The sequence below is a fragment of the Paraburkholderia dilworthii genome, assembly GCF_000472525.1.
GTDB lineage: Bacteria > Pseudomonadota > Gammaproteobacteria > Burkholderiales > Burkholderiaceae > Paraburkholderia > Paraburkholderia dilworthii.
This window is the reverse complement of sequence record NZ_AWZT01000116.1, coordinates 1-3,681: the sequence shown is the minus strand read 5'-3', so window position 1 is coordinate 3,681 and position 3,681 is coordinate 1. Positions and strand designations below refer to the sequence as shown.

The 3,681-nt window shown below is 57.9% G+C and carries 4 protein-coding genes; 3 read left to right on the top strand and 1 reads right to left on the bottom strand.

What is annotated here, in order from left to right; translation table 11 throughout:
- Nucleotides 1-131 precede the first annotated feature (131 nt).
- The 3 genes from F759_RS40360 to F759_RS39860 all read left to right on the top strand — a co-directional run bounded on the left by F759_RS40360 (nucleotide 132) and on the right by F759_RS39860 (nucleotide 3,035).
- Nucleotides 132-884 (top strand): helix-turn-helix domain-containing protein, encoded by a 753-nt coding sequence (locus tag F759_RS40360; RefSeq protein WP_161633358.1) that lies wholly within the window; start codon nucleotides 132-134, stop codon nucleotides 882-884.
- Complete coding sequence (locus F759_RS0135290; protein ID WP_027803895.1) at nucleotides 881-1,498, top strand: TetR/AcrR family transcriptional regulator; 618 nt, start codon at nucleotides 881-883, stop codon at nucleotides 1,496-1,498. Before F759_RS40360 ends, F759_RS0135290 begins: the two co-directional genes overlap by 4 nt.
- 133 nt (nucleotides 1,499-1,631) lie before the next feature.
- Nucleotides 1,632-3,035, top strand: coding sequence for an oxidoreductase (locus F759_RS39860; protein ID WP_084534463.1), 1,404 nt, complete (start codon nucleotides 1,632-1,634; stop codon nucleotides 3,033-3,035).
- Between the two features lie 124 nt (nucleotides 3,036-3,159).
- Here F759_RS39860 and F759_RS43570 read toward each other — a convergent pair whose 3' ends face one another.
- Nucleotides 3,160-3,483 carry a hypothetical protein gene (locus F759_RS43570; RefSeq protein ID WP_027803894.1) on the bottom strand — a complete coding sequence of 108 codons (324 nt, stop codon included), beginning with the start codon at nucleotides 3,481-3,483 and terminating at the stop codon, nucleotides 3,160-3,162.
- Nucleotides 3,484-3,681 lie beyond the last annotated feature (198 nt).

Sequence of the window (3,681 nt, the reverse complement as noted above, 5' to 3'; positions counted from 1 at the left end):
CCTAGCATATGCTTGGTCTTATGCCTTACATCACATCGCAGACAGCCAAGGACACGTCACCGGGCCGCGCACAGCGCAAGGCGACCGCACGCTGGCAGCGCACGCACTGCAGGTGCGGCCCAGCATTGCTTGTGGCTTCTGCAGAAATGCTGCTCTTGCGCAGCATGCCAATTGCCGACGCAGTTCACGGCTTGGGGGCTGCCGTCGTCTACGTGTCTGAATCAGACTACGGATTCTGCATCCAGGTGGGCGAAGAACATTGGCAAAACTGCTGCGTCACGGTTGTGCCCGACCACGCCCCTCACCGCTTCCAGGCCGGCGACAGCAAAGGCGAAGTGCACATGGTCCTGCTCGAGCCTGAAGTATTCGACCTCCAAAAGGAGTTGCCGTACATAGCCGGACAGCCTCAATTGGACCTGCTAAGGCAGCGGGTGCTGCATCTCGTTAGAGATTTGCAGCAGACCGCTCCTCCGCAGAGGCTCAGCGCTCTGGATGCCGAGTGGAAGATCTTCGGGGCGACTCTCACCCGTCGCGACCTCGATCCGCGGATCCAACGCGTGCTGGAAAGAATTCGTGAGGAACCGTCCGCGCAGGACAGCGCAAATGATCTCGCCGGCATCGTCAACGTTTCCCTTTCACGCTTGCTACACTTGTTCAAATCGGAAGTCGGTATCCCGCTTCGCAAACTGCGCGCATGGAAGCGTGTTAGACACTTCCTCGAGAGTCTAGACGCGGAGGTATCCATCACCGAGCTGGCGCTCGAGACCGGCCATGCGGACCTGACACACTTAAGCCACTCAGTGCGTCGTTTCTGCGGCATTACACCCAGAGACTTGATGTGCGCGAATACAGCGGACATCACTTGCAACAGCGAAACCAAATGAAGATGACTGACATGTCGGTTCCAGCGAGAAGACGTGCGCGCCGCTCCAATGAAGAAGTGCCGCGCGACAAAATCCTCCGTGCCGCCGCGGCGCTATTCCGCTCGCGGGGATACAAAGGTACAACGGTGAGGGACATTGCCGATTCCGTCGGCCTTTTGTCTGGAAGTCTCTTTCATCATTTCGCATCGAAGGAAGAAATGCTTGTCGAGATCATGCGAGAAGCGTTTCTCACCGTTTCTATTGGATTCGACAAAGTCCTCGCGGCAGATCAGGACCCATATCGTCAGTTACGTGAGTTGATTCGACTGGAATTGGATGCAGTCATTCATGATGAGCGGAAGGACTTTCATATGGTTCTCTATTTCGATTGGCGAGATGCCCCGCCGTCTGCGTTGCAGGAGCTGAAGCGATATCGGGCGCGCTACCGCGAAAGCTGGATTCGGACTCTTCACGCCTGTCACGAATCTGGCCTGCTGCGTTGCGACCCCGTGATCGCTGAACAGGTTATCTTCGGATCGCTGCGGCATGCCATGACCTGGCTTAAACCAGGGGGAAAATATACGACTGAGGACTTTGGCGATGCACTGGTCCGGCTTGTTCTGGAAGAACAATAATGGTCTTGGATGGCACAGTCCGGCTAGTTCGTCGATACCCAAGACGCGACCCACAGTTACGCACGTGCCTGTGCCACCACTCACATTCGACTCGTAGCCCCGACGGGATCATCCGACATGCTTCTGTGCAGCCATGAATTCAGGCATCACGGATGTACTCACAGACGCCGCAAGCATCGTTAACGACAACATTGCAGAGAGGATACCAGTGACCACGCCAAAAGAAGCAGCCGCAGTTCTTTCCCAGCCCATCAATATCAACAGGCTCACCCTCAAGAACCGTCTGGTCATGGGACCTATGGCGGCAACCGGCGCATCCAGAGAGGGCAAGCCGACAGCACAGACCATCGCCTTTTTCGAGGCCCGGGCCCGGGGCGGCGTTGGAATGATCATCGTCAGTTGCAGCGGTGCGGCGCGCGCCATCGCGGAAACTCCCTTTGCGGGCGGCATCAGAGCCGACATCGAGGAATTCTTCCCTGACCTTGCAAAACTTGCCACGGCAGTCCATGCGCACGGCACTCCGATCATCGGCGAGATATCGCCCAGTATGGGCCGGATGGGACGACCAGGTCCCGGACGCGACGTAATCTCCGCAAGCCCGATCAACGTTGTTATGCGCGGCGCTGTATTGGGCATGCCCATCCCCGGGGGCGAGATGGCGACACCCGTACCGAGAGAAGCGACTGTCGCAGAGATCGAGGGCCTTCAGACCGAGATGGTCGCTACCGCTGACCGGCTTCACCGCGCTGGTTGGGACGGCGTCGAAATCCCGGCAATCATGAGCTATTTCCTCGCGTCCTTTATGTCGCCGCGGACGAATTGGCGGACGGACCAGTATGGCGGTTCTGTTGAAAATCGCGCGCGCATGCTCGTAGACATTGTGAAGGGGATTCGTGAGCGCGTAGGCCCTCACTTCGTCATCGGCCTACGTATCACAGCCAACGACTACATGCCGGACGGGCAAGGACCCGAGGGCTTTGTCGCCATCGCGAAGGAAGTGGAAAAGGCAGGCATCGACTATGTTGCGCTCGTGTACGGTTGCTATGAATCTATAAATCGGATGCCGGACGGAGACGGCGAGAACCTGGTTGACAATGGTGACGCGCGTGTTTTCAAGCGTGAGCTGTCGGTGCCGGTGATGCTCAGCACGCTCCACGACCCGTTACGAGCGGCGCAAGCCATCGCCGACGGGCATGGCGATCTGGTCCTGGAAGCTCGCCAGATGCTCGCCGATCCTGACTATGCGCAGAAAGCCATCGAAGGACGGACCAACGACATCGTCCGTTGCGATCGCGACATGCTGTGTGCGCGGCGCATGGCTTTGGCCATGCCGGTGCGTTGTTCGGTGAATCCAAGAATGGGCCGTGAAAGTCGTAAGCCTGGGGAACTGGCGCCGCTGAACCGGCTTGTGAAAGCGCCAATAGAGCCGATCATCCTCAGGCTAACGCTTTCCCCCATGTTCATGGGGCTTGTTGGGCGGTTCATGAAAAAACCGAAGGGGGATAACACCTCGACTGATCAGAAATCTCGAAACTGACGAACATCGAGATTGCGCACATAGGGCCGCGACTCAATGGTTGGCGGAGCCGCATAGCTACCAGATACGAGCAGATTTACCCATCCTTATTGAGCGGAAGATCGGCAACGCCTGCATCGCCTTACTATTCGGTGGCAGCAGCCCGCAGGGGCCAAGGCGTTGCCTCGGCGGTCTCCTGCTCGATCCGGATTACTTTACAGTTGTTGAGGTTGATTAATTCTGCTAGCAGGACGACCAATTGCGCTAGCAAAGGCTCCGCCGTTGCCGTTCGGCCGCATTTATGCGATGGCGGCTGACCGATTTGATCACCCTGCATGTTGCCCGCCTGGCGCAACAACGATGGCGGGACCGTTTCGAGAGGATCGCCATGTTCGCCGCAGTCCTGGATGGCTGGGTTAAGCCAAGCCCGCTTCCAGTACGGCGCGCTGACATCAATCGGGTTAATCACGAGGCATCGGAAAGCGGGGGCTCCATTGCCGCCGTTTTACTTCGTCCCTCGAACATCATTTATCTTGCTCAATGCCCCATCGACTTACGCGTGCTCGCGCTCACCAGCGTGCGGTCGCCTTGCGCTGTGCGCGGCCCGGTGACGTGTCCTTGGCTGTCTGCGATGTGATGTAAGGCATAAGACCAAGCATATGCTAGG

Excerpts from the sequence above, each read along its gene's own strand:
- F759_RS0135290 (WP_027803895.1), top strand. The coding sequence starts at position 881 with ATGAAGATGACTGACATGTCGGTTCCAGCGAGAAGACGTGCGCGCCGC.
- F759_RS39860 (WP_084534463.1), top strand. The coding sequence starts at position 1,632 with ATGAATTCAGGCATCACGGATGTACTCACAGACGCCGCAAGCATCGTT.